The sequence below is a fragment of the Corallococcus macrosporus DSM 14697 genome, assembly GCF_002305895.1.
Lineage (GTDB): Bacteria > Myxococcota > Myxococcia > Myxococcales > Myxococcaceae > Myxococcus > Myxococcus macrosporus.
In genome coordinates this window covers 5,390,430-5,406,679 of record NZ_CP022203.1, presented here as the reverse complement: position 1 = coordinate 5,406,679, position 16,250 = coordinate 5,390,430, and the positions used below count along the sequence as shown (strand labels likewise).

The 16,250-nt window shown below is 70.7% G+C and carries 15 protein-coding genes; 10 read left to right on the top strand and 5 right to left on the bottom strand.

Going from position 1 to position 16,250, the window contains the following annotated elements:
• Positions 1–31: 31 nt before the first annotated feature.
• Entirely contained in the window at positions 32–3,001 is a 2,970-nt protein-coding gene (locus MYMAC_RS21765; protein WP_095959476.1) for a carboxypeptidase regulatory-like domain-containing protein, read from the top strand.
• A gap of 51 nt (positions 3,002–3,052) precedes the next feature.
• Positions 3,053–4,273 carry a bifunctional phosphopantothenoylcysteine decarboxylase/phosphopantothenate--cysteine ligase CoaBC gene (gene coaBC, locus MYMAC_RS21760; protein WP_095959475.1) on the top strand — a complete coding sequence of 407 codons (1,221 nt, stop codon included), beginning with the start codon at positions 3,053–3,055 and terminating at the stop codon, positions 4,271–4,273.
• On the opposite strand, the gene MYMAC_RS21755 is transcribed toward coaBC, so the two are convergent.
• Positions 4,270–4,701 carry a PaaI family thioesterase gene (locus MYMAC_RS21755; protein WP_095959474.1) on the bottom strand — a complete coding sequence of 144 codons (432 nt, stop codon included), beginning with the start codon at positions 4,699–4,701 and terminating at the stop codon, positions 4,270–4,272. The genes coaBC and MYMAC_RS21755 overlap by 4 nt on opposite strands.
• Before the next feature lie 170 nt (positions 4,702–4,871).
• On the opposite strand from MYMAC_RS21755, the gene MYMAC_RS37405 reads away from it, so the two are divergent.
• The 3 genes from MYMAC_RS37405 to kdd all read left to right on the top strand — a co-directional run bounded on the left by MYMAC_RS37405 (position 4,872) and on the right by kdd (position 8,109).
• Positions 4,872–5,867, top strand: coding sequence for a uracil-DNA glycosylase (locus tag MYMAC_RS37405; RefSeq protein ID WP_204816879.1), 996 nt, complete (start codon positions 4,872–4,874; stop codon positions 5,865–5,867).
• Between the two features lie 28 nt (positions 5,868–5,895).
• On the top strand, positions 5,896–6,903 hold the full coding sequence (locus tag MYMAC_RS21745; RefSeq protein WP_013940986.1) for an alpha/beta hydrolase: 1,008 nt from the start codon (positions 5,896–5,898) through the stop codon (positions 6,901–6,903).
• A gap of 174 nt (positions 6,904–7,077) precedes the next feature.
• Positions 7,078–8,109: an L-erythro-3,5-diaminohexanoate dehydrogenase gene (gene kdd / locus MYMAC_RS21740; RefSeq protein ID WP_095959473.1), complete on the top strand. Its 1,032-nt coding sequence runs from the start codon at positions 7,078–7,080 to the stop codon at positions 8,107–8,109.
• A 159-nt stretch (positions 8,110–8,268) separates the two neighbouring features.
• Here kdd and MYMAC_RS21735 read toward each other — a convergent pair whose 3' ends face one another.
• The gene (locus MYMAC_RS21735) at positions 8,269–8,886 is read right to left on the bottom strand and encodes an ankyrin repeat domain-containing protein (protein WP_095959472.1); all 618 of its coding nucleotides are present in this window, start codon (positions 8,884–8,886) and stop codon (positions 8,269–8,271) included.
• A 177-nt stretch (positions 8,887–9,063) separates the two neighbouring features.
• Positions 9,064–10,599 (bottom strand): catalase, encoded by a 1,536-nt coding sequence (locus tag MYMAC_RS21730; RefSeq protein ID WP_095959471.1) that lies wholly within the window; start codon positions 10,597–10,599, stop codon positions 9,064–9,066.
• Between the two features lie 263 nt (positions 10,600–10,862).
• Here MYMAC_RS21730 and kamD point away from each other — a divergent pair, with 263 nt between their 5' ends.
• From kamD to kce, 5 genes are read left to right on the top strand one after another with little or no spacing between them, the layout of a single operon-like run.
• A complete protein-coding gene (gene kamD / locus MYMAC_RS21725) occupies positions 10,863–12,413 on the top strand; it encodes a lysine 5,6-aminomutase subunit alpha (protein ID WP_095959470.1) in 1,551 nt (516 codons plus the stop codon).
• Positions 12,410–12,889 carry a hypothetical protein gene (locus tag MYMAC_RS21720; RefSeq protein WP_095959469.1) on the top strand — a complete coding sequence of 160 codons (480 nt, stop codon included), beginning with the start codon at positions 12,410–12,412 and terminating at the stop codon, positions 12,887–12,889. Before kamD ends, MYMAC_RS21720 begins: the two co-directional genes overlap by 4 nt.
• A 4-nt stretch (positions 12,890–12,893) precedes the next feature.
• On the top strand, positions 12,894–13,679 hold the full coding sequence (gene kamE / locus MYMAC_RS21715) for a lysine 5,6-aminomutase subunit beta (RefSeq protein ID WP_013940980.1): 786 nt from the start codon (positions 12,894–12,896) through the stop codon (positions 13,677–13,679).
• Positions 13,676–14,074 carry a 3-aminobutyryl-CoA ammonia lyase gene (gene kal, locus MYMAC_RS21710; RefSeq protein WP_013940979.1) on the top strand — a complete coding sequence of 133 codons (399 nt, stop codon included), beginning with the start codon at positions 13,676–13,678 and terminating at the stop codon, positions 14,072–14,074. Before kamE ends, kal begins: the two co-directional genes overlap by 4 nt.
• Positions 14,071–14,898: a 3-keto-5-aminohexanoate cleavage enzyme gene (kce, locus tag MYMAC_RS21705; RefSeq protein ID WP_095959468.1), complete on the top strand. Its 828-nt coding sequence runs from the start codon at positions 14,071–14,073 to the stop codon at positions 14,896–14,898. The genes kal and kce overlap by 4 nt, the downstream gene beginning before the upstream one ends.
• A 163-nt stretch (positions 14,899–15,061) precedes the next feature.
• On the opposite strand, the gene MYMAC_RS21700 is transcribed toward kce, so the two are convergent.
• Both MYMAC_RS21700 and MYMAC_RS21695 read right to left on the bottom strand, forming a co-directional pair.
• A complete protein-coding gene (locus MYMAC_RS21700) occupies positions 15,062–15,439 on the bottom strand; it encodes a DUSAM domain-containing protein (protein WP_095959467.1) in 378 nt (125 codons plus the stop codon).
• Positions 15,440–15,448: 9 nt separating this feature from the next.
• On the bottom strand, positions 15,449–15,862 hold the full coding sequence (locus MYMAC_RS21695) for a hypothetical protein (protein ID WP_239989641.1): 414 nt from the start codon (positions 15,860–15,862) through the stop codon (positions 15,449–15,451).
• Between the last annotated feature and the right edge of the window lie 388 nt (positions 15,863–16,250).

Here is a 16,250-nt window from a genome sequence, read left to right as displayed (position 1 = left end):
GGTCCCGGGCTAAGGTCCGCGCCGTGTGCGCATGCGCAACTGGATTGTCATAGGCGTGATGGCGGCCCTGCTGGCGGCGGGGGTGGCGTGGCTGTGGCCGGGCGCGAAGACAGGCCCCGACACGCCCGCCCCGCACGCGCCGCGGGGCAGGGCGCTGCCGGAGTTCGCCGCCGTGGACGTGGCCTCCTCCCCGGGCGAGGGGCTGACCCTCACGGGGCGGGTCCTGGACGCTTCGGGCCGGCCCGTGGCGGGCGCGGAGGTGTTCCTGTCCGCCAGCGCCGAGCAGACGCTGCTGGGGGTCCATTGCGACGCGTGCGGCCAGCCGCTGCTGTCCTGCCCGGCGCGTGAGACGGCGCTGCACACGCTGGCCTTCTTCGAGCAGCAGCAGGGCTTCCTGTCGCCGAGGGCCTCCACCCACACGGACGCGGAAGGGCGCTTCCGCTTCGAGCACCTGGCCGGCGTGTCCTTCTCCGTGTGGGCGCGCGCGCCAGGGTTGGGCATCGCGCTGCGTGAGCGCGCCGCGCCGGGAGAGCCGGTGGACCTCTACCTGCCGCCGCTGCGCACCCTGGTGGGGCAGGTGGTGGACGAAGCCGGGCGGCCGTTGGCGGGGGCTCGGGTGCACGGGATGTCGCGTCGGGCGCCGCTGCCCTTCGAGGCCACGAGCGGCGCGGACGGCACCTTCACCCTGACGGGCCTGGGCGAAGGGCCCTTCTACGTGCTGGCCACGGCCGAGGGCTACCTGCCCATGGTGGAGCCCCAGGTGGAGGCGGGGCCGCAGCCCGTGCGCCTGCGGCTCACGCCCGCGCGCACGCTGGAGGTCCGCGTCACCCGGGAGGGGGCGCCAGCGGCGGCGCTGGTGCGGCTGCGCGCGGACCACCTGTCGCGGGATTCGCGCACGGATGGCGCGCCCATCCGCTTCACCGGCTTGTATCCAGACGAGGTCGTGGTGACGGCGGAGGCCCGGGGCCTGGCGTCCGTGCCGCGCACGGTGACGCTGGACGCGCGGGTGACGCAGGTGACGCTGGCGCTGGAGCCGGCGGGGAGCCTGCTCGTCACCGTGGTGGACGAGGAGGGTCAGCCCGTGCCGGAGCCGGAGCTGGTCCTCCGCCTTCCGACGGGGGAGCTGGTGCGCCAGGAGCGCGGTGGCACCGGCGCGCTCGTCGTGCTCGGGCCCCTCGCGGTGGGGAACTACGTCCTGACGGGCCAGGCCCAGGGCTTCCGGGATGCGCAGTTGCCCGCGCGGGTGACGCCTGGTGAGTCGGCGCTCGAACTGGTGATGGTGCGCGCCACGGTCATCAGCGGGCAGGTGCTGGACGTGTATGGCCGGCCCGCGCCGGGCGTGTCCGTGCTGGTGCAGCCCACCGGCGCGACGACGCTGGCGGACGCGGAGGGGCGCTTCGTGGCGCAGGTGCCCACGCCGGGGCTGTATGAGCTGCACGCGCACCACTCGGAGTGGGGCGGCGGTCAACTGAAGGTGACGGCGCCGGCCACCGACGTGCAACTGGCGCTGGAGCCCCGGGCCTCGGTGGAGGTGACGGTGTCCGCGGAGGGCCGGCGCGTGGAGGGGGCGGACGTGGTGCTCTGGGTGGAGCAGCAGGGCATCTTCCGGAGTGACCGGCCGTCTGGCTCGGATGGCATGGTGCCCATGCGCGGGATGCCGGAGGGGACGTATTCGATGATGGCGTCCCACCCGGACTACCTGCCGTCGGAGCGCCGGGAGGTGACGCTCACGGATGGGCAGACGCTGAAGCTGGAGGCGGCGCTGCGGCCCGGCGCGCCGCTGAGCGGCGAGGTGGTGGACGGACAGAACGCGCCGGTGGCGGGCGCCACGCTGGTGGTGGTGCCGCGCGGCGCGGAGCCCGTGCAGTCCGACGCGAGCGGCCGCTTCGAGTTCCGCGCGCTGCGTCCGGACCGGGGCTACCGGCTGGAGGCGCGGCACCCGGGGTATGACCAGGTGGAGCGCGCGGAGGGCAAGGCGGGGGGCCCGCCGGTGCGCGTGGTGCTCAAGAAGCGCGACGTCTATCGCGGGCGCGTCATGGGCGATGACGGCGAGCCCGTGCGGCGCTTCCGGGTGGACGAGCACGACGTGAATGCCCCCGATGGCCGCTTCGAGCTGCCGCTGCCCACGGCGGGAGACCGCGTCATCGCGTCGGTGGACGCGACGGGGTACGAGCCGTTGATGGTGGACCGGCCGGCGAAGCCGGACCTGGGAGACCTGGTGCTGGAGAAGCTGCCCAGCGTCTCCGGCCGGGTGGTTGACGAGGGCGGCGGGCCGGTGCCCGACGCCGTGGTGTCGTGTGACGTCTGTGACGACTCCGTCCTCTCCGGGCCGGATGGCGCCTTCACGGTGGCCAGCCCGCCCTACGTGACGCGCTACACGCTGTCCGCGCGCAAGGGGCGGCTGAGCGCCTCCCAGTCCCTGGAGCGGGGCGCGCGCGGTCCGGTGGAGCTCAAGCTGCGTCAGGCCACGCGGCTGAGCGGCAAGGTGTACCGGCAGGACGGGCGCCCCGCCGCGGGCTTCGAGGTCGAGGCCGTCAACGCGGACCGCAGCGAGCCGCTCACCATCGTCACCGGGCCGGATGGGGGCTACAGCGTGGAGGTGTCCCCGGGCAACTACCGCTTCTCGCTGGGGGCGAACCGGGAGTTCTCCGGCGAGCCGGCGCTGGTGGTGCAGGTGGGCGGCTCGGAGATGACGTTGGACCTGGGGCCCGGGCCGGGCTCTTCGTCGCTGACCGTCCTGGTGAAGCCCGAGCGGGGACGGGCGCTCTGGGTCGTCGCGGGAGAGCTGGGCGCGGTGGGAAACCCGCCCGCCCTGGCCCTGATGCGCTCGCGGTGGGCGCAGCTCGTCTACCAGCCCCGCTCGGAGCAGGTCCGCCTGACGGGCCTCACGCCAGGGCGGTACACGCTGGTGTGGGGCAACTTCCACGTGGAGACGCCGGGCGGGCCGGAGGTTCGCGTGGTGGACGTCCCCTCCAGCAGCGAAGTGGTGATGGGCCGCTGAGGGCCCGCCGCCACGGTTGCGAGCCCGCCTCCCAGCGCATTAGGAAGCCGCATGGACCTGACGACACTGAAAGGCCGCCGTGTGGTCGTTGGTGTGGGTGGCGGCATCGCGGCGTACAAGGCCTGTGAGCTGGTGCGTGAGCTGTCCCGCGCGGGCGCGGAGGTGCGAGTGGCCATGACGCAGGCCGCGCGCCAGTTCGTCACCCCGCTGACCTTCCAGGCGCTCAGCGGGCACCCCGTGCTCACCGACTATTTCGACCCCGCCCAGGAGGGGAACTTCGGCCACCTGGACCTGGCGCGCTGGGCCGAGGCCTTCGTCGTGGCCCCGGCCACCGCGGACCTGCTGGCGCGCATCCGCGCGGGCATGGGGAACGACGCCGTGACGACGTCCCTGCTCGCCTTCCGCGGGCCGGTGGTGCTGGCGCCCGCGATGAACGTGGCCATGTGGGACAATCCGCTGACGCAGGAGAACCTGTCGGCCCTGCTGGCCTGGCCGCGCTTCTCGCGCGTGGGGCCCGGGGCGGGGCTGCTGGCCTGTGGCGACGTGGGCGAGGGGCGGCTGGCGGACGTGCCGGCCATCGTCCAGGCCGTCGCGGCGCGCTTCGGTGGGGGGCCGCTGGCGGGGAAGCGGGTGCTGCTGACGGCGGGCCCCACGCGCGAGTTCCTGGACCCGGTGCGGTTCATCTCCAATCCGTCCACGGGGAAGATGGGCCTGGCGCTCGCGCACGCGGCCCGGAGCCTGGGCGCCCAGGTGACGGTGGTGCTGGGGCCCGTGGGCGCCGTGGCGCGGGACGGGCTGGACGTCGTGGACGTGGTGAGCGCGGACGACATGGCGCGCGAGGTGCTCGCGCGGGTGGGCGCCGTGGATGCGTTCATCGCCACGGCGGCCGTCAGCGACTGGCGCCCGGAGACGCGCGCGGCGCAGAAGGTGAAGAAGGGGACGTCGGCGGCGCCGGAGGCGCTGACGCTCGTGCGCACGCCGGACGTGCTCGCCGAGGCCTCCCGCCAGGTGGCGGGGCAGCCGAAGCGGCCGGTGCTGGTGGGCTTCGCGGCGGAGACGGAGCGCGTGGTGGAGCACGCGCGCGACAAGCTGGAGCGCAAGGGGCTGGACGCGATTGTCGCCAATGACGTGACGGCCCCTGGCGCGGGCTTTGGCACGGACACCAACCGGGTGACGGTGCTCACGCGCGCGGGGGCTCGGCATGAGCTCCAGGGCAGCAAGCACGAGGTGGCGCGGGCCCTCCTCGAGCTGCTGCTGGTGACGGCCTCCTAGCGAGGCTCCATCACCGCGAGCGTGACGGTGGTCTTCGACACGAGGCGGGGCGCGCCGCCCGACACGGCGTGGACCTCCGACTCGGTGACGATGAGCCGGCGGCCGGCCCGCAGCACCCGGGCCCTGCACCGCAGCTCCTCGCCAGACGCCGTCTGGAGCAGGTGGACGGTGAAGCTGGTGGACAACACACGCTGGCCCTTGCGGACGACGCTGAAGGCCGCCGCGCCCGCGGTGTGGTCCGCCAGCGTCGCCTGGACACCCGCGTGGATGACGCCGTCCTGCTGGAGGTGACGGGGCTGCACCACCAGCCGCGCCTCCACCTCGCCCGGGCGGATGTCCACGGGCTGGATGCCCAGGTCCATGACGAAGGCGGCCGACGTGAACAGGTCCTCCGTGTCCTGGCGGTAATCCGGGTTCTGGTGCTCCATGGCGGGGACTCCTCGCGGCATGACGCCGGCTTTTCGGGGCGCACCATAGCGCGCGGGGCGGGGGAGGACGCCGGGCGCGAGCCTGGACCCGCTCTGGCGGGAGGCGAACAGCCATCCTGGGCGTCCGCTTCCTTGCGCCCGGGCGCCACGTCCGCTACCGATCCAGGACCGTGATTGATGACACACCCGAGGCCTCGCAGGACCTGAGCGCCCTGCTGGACGATGTGCGCCGCCACCTCCTCTGGCAGGAGGAGGCCGCTGGCCGGGTGCTGATGATTGACGCCAAGGCGGCGCTCGAGCTCCAGCGCTCGGCGCCTTCCTTGCGCGCGCGCTTCGCCAGGGCCCACGGGGGGGCGGAAGCGCCTCCCGCCGCGGCGCCGCCGCCCGCGGGCCCCGCGGCGCCTGTCGCGCGTCCCGAGGCACCGCTGCCCCGGACGACGCCACCCCAGTCCAACCTGCCCGCGCGGCCGCTGAGCCCCATGGCGCCTGTCACCGCGGACGGACGGGCGCAGCACGCTCCGGGCGCGACGATGCGGGCGGACACGCCCCCGGCCGCGTCCCGTCCCTCGGGAGCGCTGCCCGGGGCCTTGTCCGGCGGGCGGCCCACGCTGGACGAGGTTCGCCGGGAGCTGGGCGACTGCCAGCGCTGCAAGCTGTGCTCGACGCGCAAGAACCTCGTGTTCGGTTCGGGCAACCCCCGCGCGGAGCTGGTGTTCGTGGGCGAGGGCCCGGGGGAGCACGAGGACCTGCAAGGCGTGCCCTTCGTCGGCGCGGCGGGTGAGCTGCTGACGAAGATGATTGGCGCCATGGGCTACCGCCGCGACGACGTCTACATCTGCAACGTCGTGAAGTGCCGGCCGCCGGGCAACCGCAACCCGGAGCCGGAGGAGATCGCCGCCTGCGAGCCCTTCCTGCGCGCGCAGCTCGCGGCCATCCAGCCGAAGGTGGTGGTGGCCCTGGGCAAGTTCGCGGCGCAGACGCTGCTGCGGGACGGCACGCCCATCACCCGCCTGCGCGGCAACTGGCGCACCTATGAGGGCATCCAGCTCATGCCCACCTTCCATCCGGCGTACCTCCTGCGCAGCCCGGCGGAGAAGCGCAAGGCCTGGGAGGACCTCCAGGCGGTGATGAAGGTGCTGGGGAAGCAACCCGGTTCGCGCGCGTAGCCGCGGGCCCGATGAAGGGAATGCACGGATGAATGGATTGCTGGAGTCGAGTGAGCTGCTGTCGCCCGCGCTGGAGTCGAACCCGCTGGGGGACCCGGCTCGCCGCAAGCTCACCGTGTACCTGCCGCCGGGCCATGGCGCGAGCGACCGGCGCTATCCCGTCGTCTACTTCCTGCACGCCTTCGGCAACAGCGGTGGCTCGTGGACGAACGCCTCGGGCTTCGCGCCCACCGTGCCGGCGCGGCTGGACGCGCTCATCGAGTCCGGCGCCATTCCGCCCGTCATCGGCGTCTTCCCGGACGCCTGGACGTCGCTGGGCGGCAGCCAGTGGGTGAACAGCGACGCCATTGGCCGCTACCGCGACTACCTGACCAAGGACGTGGTGGGCTATGTGGACCGCACCTTCCGCACCCTGCCGAAGGCGGCCTCGCGCGCGGTGGTGGGGCACAGCTCCGGCGGATATGGCGCGCTGGTGATGGGGCGCTACCACGCGGACCTGTTCGGGCACATTGGCGCGCACGCCGCGGACGCCTACTTCGAATACTGCTACCTGCCGGACCTCCCGAAGGCCGCGGCGGCGCTGCTCAAGGCCGGTGGCGTGGAGGCGTGGCACGCCGAGTTCCAGACCCGCGTGCGCGAGACGAAGATGCGCGGTGACGACTTCCCGGTGGTGAACGTCCTGGCGATGGCCGCCGCGTATTCGCCCAAGAAGGGCGAGCCGCTCGGCGTGGAGCTGCCCTTCGACGCGAACACGGGCCGGCTGCGGCTGGACGTGTGGAACCGGTGGCTGGTTCACGACCCGGTGCGCTTCGTGCCCAAGTTCATGGACGCGTTCCGGAAGCTGAAGACGGTGTACCTGGACTGCGGGACGCGTGACGAGTTCAACATCCGCTGGGGCACGCGGATGCTCGCGGAGGAGTTCGAGAAGGCGGGCGTGGAGCGCGTCCACGAGGAGTTCGAGGACGGCCACTCCGGCGTGTCGTACCGCTTCGCGCGCTCGCTGTCCGTGCTGGTGCCGAACCTGGCGCAGGACTGACGCACGAGGCCAGGGCCCGCCGCGCGGTGGACGCGATGCCCGCTGGGGGACGCCCCGGCCCACCGCGCGTGACGTGGCGCTGGCCTTTTCCCCGCCCGAGCGGGTAGACGCCTCCCTGGGTGCGCCTCGCCGTGGTGCGGCGGGGCGCCCGGCAACCTTCAGGGAGACGGGAACATGAGCATCGACCTCTACGGACTGTCCCGCGTCGTTGGCGAGAAGGGCGTGCTGCCCCAGCGCGCGAAGCAGTTGGACCCCGCGCTGCCGTGCCGCGAGTCCGAGCTGCTCATCGACGTGGAGAGCCTCAACATCGACGCCGCGTCCTTCAAGCAGATCAAGGGTGAGGTGGGCGGCGACTCGAAGCGTCTTGGCGAGCGCATCCAGGAAATCGTCCGCGAGCGGGGGAAGATGCAGAACCCCGTGACGGGCTCGGGCGGCATGTTGATTGGCCGCGTGAAGGAGCTGGGCGCGAAGCACCCCGCGCGCGAGCTGCTCAAGGTGGGCGACCGCATCGCCACGCTGGTGAGCCTGACGCTGACGCCCCTGGTCATCGAGGAGGTCAAGGCGGTGCACGTGGACATCGACCGCGTGGACATCCGCGGGCATGCGCTGCTGTTCGCCAGCGGCATCTACGCGAAGCTGCCCACGGACATGCCGGACACGCTGGCGCTCGCGGCGCTGGACGTGTGCGGCGCCCCCGCGCTGGTGGCCCGGCACGTGCGGCCGGGCATGACGGTGGCGGTGCTGGGCGCGGGGAAGAGCGGGGCGCTGTGTCTGGCGCAGGCGCGCCGCAACCTGGAGAGCCGGGGCAAGCTGCTGGCGCTCGACGTGTCCCAGGGCGCGCTGGACCTGCTGTCCGGCATTGGCCTGTGTGACGTGGCGCTGAAGGTGGACGCCACGCAGGGCGTGGACGTCATGGAGGCGGTGAGCAAGGCCACGGATGGGCAGCTTTGCGACCTGGTGGTCAACTGCGCCAGCGTGGGCAACACGGAGATGGCCACCATCCTGTCGGTGAAGGACGGCGGCACGGCCATCTTCTTCTCCATGGCCACCAGCTTCACGGCGGCCGCGCTGGGCGCCGAGGGCGTGGGCAAGGACGTCACCATGGTGGTGGGCAACGGCTACGTGCCCGGCCACGCCGCGCTGACGCTGGACCTGCTGCGCACCGAGCCCGCGCTGCTCCAGCTCTTCGGCACGCGGTACGTGTAGCGGGCGCCGGGGCCCGCATCGAGGGGGGCCGCCTGGGCTTCGGCTTCGCGGCCAACCGGCCCGGTCGGCACTTGGGGCCACCCCTCGTGCTGTTCCGTGGAACCTGGGCGCTGGACTGGGGCGTCGATGCTCTTGAGGCGCTCCGTCGCCGCTGTGCCCTCACCGCGCCGATGCGGACGTCTCCGTCGCGGCGGGCGCCTGCGGAACGGGCGTGTTGGGCTCCTGGGTGCGCGCCCAGTCCTGCGCGGTGCGGCCGCTGCCATCGCGCACGTCGGGGGAGGCGCCCTGCCGCCGGAGCTGCTCCACCACCTCCTCGCGGCCAAAGAGGGACGCGAACATCAGCGCCGTCTGGCCGAAGCGGTTGCTCTGGTCCACCGCGCAGGGCTGCTGGTTGAGGAGCCCGACGATGTCCGCGTAGCCCTTGAAGGCCGCGCCCATGAGCGCGGTGTTGCCGTTGTTGTCGCCGGCGCAGGCGTCCGCGCCCGCGGCCAGCAGGGTGCGCACCGTGTCCGTATGCCCGTGGTACGCGGCGAGGATGAGCGGCGAGAAGCCGCGGGCATCCCGCGCCTCCACGGGCGTGCCCGCCTGGACGAGCCCGGCGACGAGGTCCGTCTCCCCGGCGCGCGCGGCGGCCAGCAGGTAGCGCTCCGCCTCGCTCGTGGCCAGCAGGCGCCCCTGTGGGGCGGGCGTGGCGCGCAGGGACATCCACGCGGCCGTCAACACCCCGGCGCCCAGCATCAAGAGGCCCAACGTTCCCAGCAGCAGTTTGCGAATCATGACGGACTCCAGAAGAGAGGGGGCCTGCTCCCGCTGAGGGAAGGCCGGGATGCGGGCGGGCGGCGAGAGGGGGGACTGTCGCCGGGCGCCACCACACCCCGGCCTTCTCCCAGGGGGAGTGGCGGGAAGGACGGGCCCTGGCGGAGACAGCCGTGCCAGGGCCCGGTGTGGAACGAATCAGCGGGCGGCGAGCGGGGCCACGGCGGCCTTGGCGTCGTCCACCTTCACGTTGACGGCCCTGGCCAGGCGGGTGCCGTATTCAGCGTTGGCCATGTAGAAGTGGCCCACCATGCGCGCCTTCACCTTGGCGTCACGCACCTGGTTCAGGTCCGCGGCCAGGTTCTTGATGAGGCGGTCCTTCCCGCCCGCGTCGAGCGCGACGTAGAAGGCGCCGGCCTGCGCGAAGTTGTCCGTCTTCTCGATGCCGCGCTGCTGCGTGGTGCCGCTGAGGGGCGCGTTGGAGAAGAGGTACCGCGGCGCGTCCTGCGTCTCACGGGTGACGCTGGGCTCGTAGTTCACGTCCGACTTCGTGTTGGCGGAGTTCATGCTGCCCGCCTGGCTGTTGTTGTTCACCGCCGCGCGCGCCTTGTTGACGGGCAGCGACTGGTAGTTGGCGCCAATGCGGTAGCGCTGGGTGTCCGCGTAGGCGAAGAGGCGGCCCTGCAGGAGCCGGTCCTCGGAGGGCTCGATGCCCGGCGGCTGGACTCCAGGCGAGAAGGCGGCCTGCTCGGTCTCCTCGAAGAAGTTGTCCGGCAGCTTGTTGAGGGTGAACTTGCCCAGCTTGATGGAGGGCACCTGCGCCTCGGGCCAGATCTTCGTGGCGTCGAGCGGATCGAAGCTGAAGGCGTCCAGGTCCTTCGGGTCCAGCACCTGCGCGCTCAGCTCCCACGAGGGGAGTTTGCCCGCGCCAATGGAGGCGTAGAGGTCCGTGGTGGCGTGCTGGTGGTCCTGGGCGACCACGCGCGCGGCGTCCTCGGCGGTGAGGCTCTTCACGCCCTGCTGCGAGGCCCAGTTGAACTTCACGTACTTGTACTCGCCCTTCGCGTTGACGAACTTGAAGGCGTGCACGCCGTGCCCGTTCATCTGGCGGTGGTTCGCCGGGATGCCGAGGTCCGAGTACACCTGCGTGAGCATGTGCGTGGACTCGGGCTGGTGCGAGAAGAAGTCGAAGAAGCGGTGCGGCTCCTGCTTGTTCGTGATGGGCGACGGCTTCAGTGAGTGCACCATGTCCGGGAACTTGATGGCGTCACGGATGAAGAAGACGGGCAGGTTGTTGCCCACCAGGTCCCAGTTGCCCTCGTCCGTGTAGAACTTGAGCGCGAAGCCGCGCGGATCTCTCAGCGTCTCCGGCGAGCCGGACGGATGGATGACCGTGGAGAAGCGCACGAACATCGGCGTCTTCTTGCCCTTGGCGGAGAAGAGGGACGCGCGCGTCAGCTTGGAGAAGTCGCCGTAGCTGACGAAGGTGCCGTAGGCGCCGACGCCGCGCGCGTGGACCACGCGCTCCGGAATCCGCTCCCGGTCAAAGCGGGCCAGCTTTTCGATGAGGTGGAAGTCCTCCAGGAGGATGCCGCCACGGGGGCCCGCCGTCTTGGAGCTCTGGTTGGTCCCCACGGGGGAGCCGGTGTCCGTCGTGAGGGGCGGGGGCGTCGCGGCGACGGCGGCCGGTCCGCCAAAGAGAATGGCCGTCAAAAGCAGGGAGCGGGTTTGCAAGGGCTTCTCCTTGTCTCAAGGGGGTAAGGCAGTCCCCGTCTTGAGCACGCCCCGTGCCGTCATGCGGTTCCAAACAATTTCAGTAAGTTATGCGCTCTGTTGAGGAGTCGCCACCGAAAGGTCGGTGGCTGTACCGCCCTTTCGGTGCGCGCCATCACCGGCCTTTCGGTGCCGTCCGTGGGGAACCGATAATGCGGTGCGGCAACATCACACAGGGACGTATCGGCGCTTCCGGCTGTCGTTCGGGCGGGTAAGGTGCGTCCATGCCAGGCCCGTTCATTGAAGACGCGCGGATTGAGCATGCGCGCAAGCTGGCGGACGAAATCGTCAACCCGATCTTCGACCTCATCCGCCGTAACACCACCGTATCGACCGAGCGCACCGTGTTGCGCTTCTTCGGCCTCTCTGGCGCCGGCGCGCGGGGCGTGCCGCTCGCCAACCTGATGGTCGACAAGCTGAAGGCCGCCGGCGTCCTCAACAAGGGGGCCGCCTACTGGTACGGCCGGGCGCTGCAACTGGGGGCGAAGAGCCCGCTGGAGGCCGTGGAGCGGCTGACGGCGCTCCCCACCGAGAAGCTGGCCCCGCTGTCCCCCGAGCAGGAGCACAACCTTCGCGAGGAGGTGCGCGCCGAGGCCCGCGCCGCGATGGATGACCTGAAGGCCCGCATCGCCCAGCGGGAGGCGCTGCAGAAGCAGTTCCCCATGCCCCCCGCGCCGCACAAGTACGTCATCGTGGCCACGGGCAACATCTACGACGACGTGGACCAGGCGCGCGCGGCGGCCCAGGCGGGCGCGGACGTCATCGCCGTCATCCGGTCCACCGCGCAGTCGCTGCTGGACTACGTGCCCCACGGCGCGACGACGGAGGGCTACGGCGGCACCTACGCCACCCAGGAGAACTTCCGCATCATGCGCGAGGCCCTGGACGACGAGAGCCGCAAGCTCAAGCGCTACATCCAGCTCACCAACTACTCGTCCGGCCTCTGCATGTCGGAGATCGCCTTCTGCGCGGCCTACGAGAAGCTGGACATGCTGCTCAACGACGCGATGTACGGAATCCTCTTCCGTGACATCAACATGCGGCGCACGTTCATCGACCAGTACTTCAGCCGCCGCATCTGCGCCCTGGCCGGCATCATCATCAACACCGGCGAGGACAACTACATCACCACCGCGGACGCGTACGACGCGGCCCACACCGTCATCGCCAGCCAGTTCATCAACGAGTGCTTCGCCAAGCGCGCGGGCCTCAAGGACTGGCAGCTCGGCATCGGCCACGCGTACGAAATCGACCCGTACCGCGAGGACACGCTGCTGCTGGAGCTGTCCCAGGCCATGCTGGTGCGCCGCTGCTTCCCGGACGCGCCGCTGAAGTACATGCCGCCCACCAAGCACAAGGAGACGGACATCTTCTTCAGCCACGCGTACGACGTGATGTCGAACCTGGTGGCCATGTGGACGCGGCAGGGCATCCAGCTCCTGGGCATGATGACCGAGGCCATGCACACGCCGCTGCTGGCGGACCGCTACGTAGCGCTCAAGTCCGCGGCCTACATCCACCGCGCGGCGCGGGGCATCGACGAGGAGTTCACCGTCCGCGAGGACGGGAAGATCGCCAACCGCGCGCGCGAGGTCTTCGCCCGGGCGGAGCAGCTCCTGCAGGAGTGCCGTGACGAGGGCATGGTGACCGCCATCGGCCGTGGACACTTCGGCGACGTGAAGCGCGAGGAGACCGGCGGCAAGGGCCTCGACGGCGTGCTGGAGAAGGCGCCGGACTATTTCAACCCGTTCCTGGAACTCCTGGAGGCGCAGTGATGCTGGGTCCAATCCTTGCCATGGTTCTCTCCGCGGGTGGCTCCGCGGACGCGCTGGCGCAGGTCCAGGTGAAGAACGTGTCCATCCACGTGCCCGCTTCGTGGAACCGCACGGAGCAGGAGGGCACCCAGAAGTTCATGGCCCCCAGCGGGGACGCCTACTTCCTGGTGGACGTGGGCGCCGTGCAGACGGCGGGCATGAAGGCGCAGACGTGCGTGGACAAGATTGTCGCGGCCATTGGCGGCAAGGGCTGGGAGCGTCTGAAGGTGGGCGCCCACCCGGCGGCGAAGCGTCAGGAGACGGACGTGGCGCCGGACGGCAGTGGCGCGGTGGACTCCGTGACGTATGTGGGCTGCGACGGGAAGACGACGTGGTCCGTCATCTTCTATCTGGAGCAGAAGAAGAAGGAGCGGTTCGCGCCGCTGGCCCAGAAGGTGGGCGCCAGCGTCAAGATTCAGCGGACCGGAGGGAAGTGAGCCGATGGTGAAGCCGAGCAAGCAGATCATCCGTCCCTACGGTGACCGGCGGGACGACGGCGTGGTGCAGCTTTCGTTCACCCTGCCGGTGCCGTTGTCCGAGAAGGCCAAGGAGGCCGCCGCCGTCTTCACGAAGAAGATGGGCTTCACCGACGTGAAGGTGGCCGCCGCCGAGCGCGCCGCGGACGCCTATACCTTCTTCATCGTCTACGCCCGGTCCTCCGTGTCGCTGGACTACGCCGAAATCGACGTGCCCGAAGTCGTCGTGAAGAAGATGTCCTTCGACGACCTCAACGCCTTCATCAAGGAGAAGGTGAAGCGGCGCATCGTGGTGTTCGGCGCCTGCACGGGCACGGACACGCACACGGTGGGCATTGACGCCATCCTGAACATGAAGGGCTACGCGGGCGACTACGGCCTGGAGCGCTACGCCTGGTTCGAGGCCTTCAACCTGGGCAGCCAGGTGCCGAACGAGGACCTCATCAAGAAGGCCATGGCGCGCAACGCGGACGCCATCCTGGTCAGCCAGGTCGTCACCCAGCGCGACGTGCACAAGGACAACTCGCGGCACTTCATCGAAGCGGCGAAGGCCGCCGGCATCCACGGGAAGGTCCAGCTGCTGCTGGGCGGGCCGCGCGTGGACCACAAGCTGGCGCTGGAGCTGGGCTTCGACGCCGGCTTCGGGCCCGGCACCAAGCCGTCCGACGTGGCCAACTACATCGTCCACGCGCTCCTCAAGAAGGAAGGCAAGGAGCCGAAGGACGCGCACTACCAGGGGGAGCCCCAGTGAGCACGGGAATCAAGGCGGTCATCCGGCTGCGCATGAGCAGCCACGACGCGCACTACGGCGGCAACCTGGTGGACGGCGCGCGCATGCTGGGCCTCTTCGGCGACGTGGCCACGGAGCTGTGCATCCGCAGCGACGGCGACGAGGGCCTGTTCCGCGCCTATGACGCGGTGGAGTTCCTGGCCCCGGTGTACGCGGGCGACTTCATCGAGGCCGAAGGCGAAATCGTCAGCGAGGGCACCACGTCGCGGAAGATGCGCTTCGAGGCGCGCAAGGTCATCAAGCCGCGGCCGGACGTGAATGACTCGGCGGCGGACGTCCTGCCGGAGGCGGTGGTGGTGTGCCGGGCCTCGGGGACCTGCGTGGTGCCCAAGGACAAGCAGCGGGGGCGGACATGAGCACGCCCATGGTCATCACCGCGGCCATGGTGGGCGCGGAGACGACGCGCGAGCAGACGCCACACCTGCCCATCACCGCGGAGGAGATCGCCGAGGACGCCGTGCGCTGCCGTGAGGCGGGCGCGGCGATGGTGCACCTGCACGTGCGCACGGCGGACGGCAAGCCGTCGCAGGACGCGGAGCTGTTCCGCGCGGCCATCCGCGCCATCCGCGAGCGCACGGACGTGCTCATCCAGACGTCCACGGGCGGCGCGGTGGGCATGACGGTGGACCAGCGCTGTGGGCCGCTGACGCTCACCGGCGAGGACCGGCCGGACATGGCCACCTTGACGACGGGCACGGTGAACTTCGGCGAGGAGGTCTTCTGGAATCCCCGGCCGCTGGTGCGGGACATCGCCAAGCGCATCCGCGCCGCCGGCCTGCGGCCGGAGTTGGAGTGCTTCGACGTGGGCATGATTGACGAGGCCCGCTACCTGGCGAAGGAGGGGCTGGTGGACCTGCCGGCGCACTTCGACTTCGTGCTCGGGGTGCCGGGCACCTTGCAGCCGCGCCCGGAGGTGCTGGACTTCATGATCGCCTCGCTGCCCGAAGGCTCCACCTGGACGGTGGCGGGCGTGGGGCGGCACCAGCTTGCCTACGTGGACGAGGCGGCGAAGCGGGGCGGCAACGCGCGCGTGGGACTGGAGGACAACATCTACGTGTCCAAGGGCGTGCTCGCGAAGGGCAACTGGGAGCTCGTCGCCGAGGCGGCGAAGCGCGCGCGGGCGCACGGCCGCGAGCTGGCCACCCCGGAGCAGGCCCGCAAGCTGCTGCGGTTGTCGTAGCCGCCCGGAGCGCTTTCAAACGGCCGCCGCCCGAAGCCTGTCGGGCGGCGCCCGTCACCGGAGCGCTGTCGTGCTGCCTCCAGCGCAATCCAGGTGTCCCCGACGCGCACGGCCTCACGGCGGGCGAGTCCGCCGCGCGCTTCGTGGCCAGGGAAGCCACGCGTCACTGCGCGTCGAGCGCGTCGAGCTCAAGCTGCGCAAGCTCGCGGTAGAACGGGACGACCTCACGTTCAAGCAGCTCCTGGAGTGGCGCGCGTGCGCCTTCGAGGTCGCCTTCCTCCCGGCGCTTGTTCGCTTCGGTGAGGGCACGAGACAGGCGCCGCGAGCCCACGCGGATACGCTTCGCGATCTCCTTGAGCAGCGCGGCGGCGCTCGCATCGTCCTGGAGCGCCTGGGCGACCTCCCCCGGCGTGATGGCCACTTCGGAAGCGGTACCTCTCAGCAGGGCGCGAAGCTCATCCGTGAGAGCGAACGGCTCTCCGAGGTCCGTCACGCGACGATTGAGTTCCCTGATTTGGTGCCAAGCATGGTGTTCCGGCATTGGAGGCCCCTAGCGCCGATCCCGGCTGCACATTTCGTAGGGCCACTGCCGTTGCCCCTCGCAGTACCGAAAGCATGCGTAGCAGTCGCCATCCCACCGCGGCTTCTTCGCGTCGCGGCAAAGGACGTAGGTGTCGCGGCAGTGCTCCTTCCATCCCTCGTCTGCGTCGTCGTCCTCCTCGCCATCCTCTCGCTCGTTCGCGCGTTTCATGGCGGCATCCATGGCCGCGAGATGCGCGGCGGCCTCGCCCGCCGTGAGGCCGCATGCTTCGGGCACGCCTGGGTTGCGCTGAATGCAGCACGAGACCGTGTCCGTGCAGGAAGCCAGGGCATAGGCGTCACGGTGGCCCATGTCACGGCGCCCGACTGAGCCCGTGGCGCTGCTGGAGCACCCCAGCGATAGCGCAGTCAGACCTATGAGCATGGTATTCAGCTTGTTCCATGTTTGCATGTTGAGTCTACTAATCAGATCTCAACGGCTGGCGTCTATCACCCTGGATGGGTAGGGGGGGGCGGTGTCGACCCTTGGTTTCGACGTGGTTGTGCGCCGCAGCGTGCCCTGGTGCGCTGCCTGAACTCCAAGGGTGGGGCCAGCTCCCGGGCGCCTGGGAGCATTCAATGCCGGAGCGAAGGCACAGCGACTCCGTGCCTCTGTCATCCTTCTTCCCATGGAACGTTCAACCATCCTGTAGGACCTCTGAGGTTGATGGGTCGTTGGAGGACCTGGGATGAAGGATGCCGTTCCTCCTGCTGCCAGAGAAGGTGAAAGTGCATGTCGCGGCAGGGCGCTCGCGGGCCCAGGGGCTGTTCGC